The 2,548-nt window shown below is 42.0% G+C and carries 1 protein-coding gene; it reads right to left on the minus strand.

From position 1 onward, the window contains the following. Positions 1-2,324: fimbria/pilus outer membrane usher protein (locus tag SJ312_RS23100; RefSeq protein WP_319868405.1), on the minus strand; the 2,324-nt coding region annotated here is incomplete at its 3' end. Positions 2,325-2,548: the final 224 nt, after the last annotated feature.

Below are 2,548 nucleotides of genomic sequence, written 5' to 3' on the forward strand. Positions count from 1 at the left end.
CCCGTTACGTTATTTTTCACCACTGAGCCTAATGGTGGGTATTGACCATTAGCCAGCTTAATTCGTGTTATCAGTGACTTACCAATATCTGCATCCATTTTAGCATAACCGATTGCCCCATCAGTGAGTGTAGACGCTAAAACATTATCATCAATGTTTACGGTGTCTGGCAGGTTGTTCACATCCACCTTGTATTCCATATTATAGTAGGTCGGAACGTTACTGATGGTGGCTAACCCACGGCTATTCGTCGTCGCATGACCATTTTCAATCATCACGCCTTGCGCATTTGGCACATCAACCACTAAGCGAGATTGGTCACGATAGGTTAAACGGTGCGCGGAAATACCGTGCTGTGTCGCAGTGACCGAGCCACTCATGGTCATACTTAGCGACGTCATGGAATCCGATAATGACCCCGTCACTTGGACTTGGCCGGCATCCGCGCTGTGTGACACATAGGTGCTCACCATGCCTTCCGATAACCCATCTTGGGTCGATGCGGTTAAATTATAGTTCGTGTTGCTATCAACATGACGACTGTAATTCACGTTATTTGCATAGCGCTTGTTGCTGTCACTGTAAGAGGCGAAATACGATATCGATGCATTTTGGTTTTCAGTACTTAATGGTTTGCTGACGGATAAATAAACTTGGTTATCCGTTTTATTATTCGCCCCACGGACTTGGTTTAAAGACAGGGAGATATTCCCACCTTTCATGACGCCTTCATCGAAGAATTTATTGAGCCCCACACTGAAATAGTTATTTTGTTTACCATTCCAATAGGTTTTACGTGATGCGGTGATATTCGCACTCGCATTCATTCCACGTAATTGCTGAGCGTAAGACAATGAAAAAACATGTTTGTCTTTATTGGTATCGATATCTTGTCTGTCAGTAAAGTTTTGCTCAACAAAATTGGATAAAGAGTTAAAGGTTCTGTCGGCAAAACGGTACCCGGTTAATGTCAACTGCCCATCAATACTCGGTAAATCTTTGGCATAGTTAATACGGTAGCTTTTGCCTTTCTCACGCCCCAATAAGGTGTCGGCGTAAGATTGGGTGATATCCACCGAAAAAGCCCCTAAAATGCCGATGTTTTGGCCAATACCGAGGTTAATGGCTTTGTATTTATTCCCTGATGTTGCCACGATTCCGCCAAAAACAGAGGTATGGTTAAACACCCCAACAGAGCTTTCGACAGTCATAAAATTGTCGTCAGCATGGGTGCCATTTTTTGGGGATAGCTGACCTAAATTCAAGGTGTAGCGCGCTTGCCCCTTACGGGTTAAAAACGGAATATTGGTTGTCGTAAACTGAAATTTCGTTTCTTTACCGTTATCCTCTGCCACGGTCACATCTATGGTGCCCATGATGGATTGACTTAAATCCTTAATCACAAAAGGGCCCGCCGGCACTTTCACTTGGCTGATGATACGGCCATTTTGTGATAAGGTCACCGTTGCATTTGAGGCGGCAACCCCAGTAATTTGAGGGGCATACCCTCTGAGGTTCGGTGGCATCATGCTTTCATCGGTAAACATGCTCACGCCTTTGAAACGCACGCTATCAAACAAGTCTGATTTAATGAAAATTTCCCCGGCAAACAACTTCGCCGATAAGCTGGCAATGTCCCTAAAAGCGTAGACTTGGTCCCAATCTAAGTTGCGTTTCTTGCTACCCCATCCATCTTCGCCCGCCAATTTATTCTCATATTGGTAATTTGCCCGTAAACGCCATTGCGCGAAGTTAGCGCCCACATTCCCGAAGGCATAGAGTTGGTTACGTGTTTCTTCGTTTTTACGGATTAAATGATTATCGCTAATCGTATAATCTAAAATTAACCCCGCAATCCCATAGTCGCGCATTTCAGGGCTCACCCACGAAGAATAAGTCGATGCCATATATTTCTGAGGTATCGAAATACTCAGGACTTGTTCGCTATCATTAAAATCGATAGCCACATTTTTATCGAGAGAGAATAAATTAATACATGCGTTTTCTTGAGACGAAAGTAATATTTCTTTCGCTTCTTCATTTAAGGGGAAACGTTTTATTAATTGTGCCGTAATACACGGCTCAATCGTTCCGTCATGATTAATAAACTTAATTTTTTCGCCGCGGATAATTTTTTTATCATTTAAAATAATATCCGATTCATATAAACCTTCACTTAAACTATTTTTTTCAAAATAGCTTAGGTCAATATTGTCGTCTGCAGACAAATTAAGGGCATTGATATTAAAAGTTTCCGCATTTGTATACCCACCACACATAATGAGTGAGATAATATAACCTATATTTTTTTTCTTAAAATACATGTTGGCACTCTTATGATAATCGATAGTGGGAATACAAAGCTTTACGCTAATTAGCGTAAAGCTTTTGCTTAGGCATGATGGCTATCTTATTCGTAGCTTAATACGTAGTTTGCGATAGAGTTGATGCTACCTGAAGTGGCGGCACCGGTTGCTTCTGCTTGAGCAGACAAAATAATTGTGGTGTCAGACGCTTTCAGTGTTTGCTCTAAAGTATCACCGGGTTT

Source organism: Providencia sp. CIM-Carb-044, from assembly GCF_033901115.1.
Lineage (GTDB): Bacteria > Pseudomonadota > Gammaproteobacteria > Enterobacterales > Enterobacteriaceae > Providencia > Providencia hangzhouensis.